This is a genomic window from Clostridium sp. AF28-12 (assembly GCF_003435225.1).
Lineage (GTDB): Bacteria > Bacillota > Clostridia > Lachnospirales > Lachnospiraceae > Pilosibacter > Pilosibacter fragilis.
Map to the genome: position 1 here is coordinate 1 of NZ_QWGJ01000075.1, position 662 is coordinate 662.

Annotated in this window: 1 protein-coding gene; it reads right to left on the bottom strand. The window is 44.1% G+C overall.

What is annotated here, in order from left to right; genetic code table 11:
• A partial coding sequence (locus DWY93_RS17740; RefSeq protein ID WP_242990781.1) for a transposase occupies positions 1-506 on the bottom strand: 506 nt, incomplete at its 3' end.
• Positions 507-662: the final 156 nt, after the last annotated feature.

The window sequence follows — 662 nt, forward strand, 5'->3', positions numbered from 1 at the left end:
ATATGGACTTTTTTGATCTCGCCCGTTTCGGTATCTGTTAACAGTTCCGGCTGATCACCGACCCAATCGATATACATCTTTTCACCCGGGATTCGGTTTACGGCCATTGATACCTTCTGTCCACCATAGTTTTCTGCTATGAATCGGTTGAAGTATTCGTAAAACTGTGACTTCTCATAACCATCAGGATTCTTTTCTTTATAATCCAGCCAACAGAACGAAATGTTCATGCGGCTCCCTGGTGCATGGATTCTGTCATAGTAATACTGGAAATCTGGAAGTGGGACATCTTTCCTCTGTAGATTTTTCTGCGGATAGAAAAGGTTCTCGACTTCCTTAGGTGCCATCATTCGGAGTTCCTCGATTGGGATTCCGTTGTCATGGTATCGGCTCATGATCAGATTTAATGTACCTGAGCCAATCTTGTAACGGTCCATAACGGACCTGGTCTGGCATCCATTCAAACGCATCTGGATGGAGCCGATAATCGTGTTGTAGTCTTGCATAGTTATGCCTCCTTTCGCAATCATTTGATGACTACGAAAGAACTATAACACGTTGAAAACTTATTGATCAGCTGAAGCGGAAACGCGTTCAGTTACATCCGGAAAGACTGATCAGCTCTTAGCGGAATGCGTAGTCAGATGAGCCGGAATTTGCAC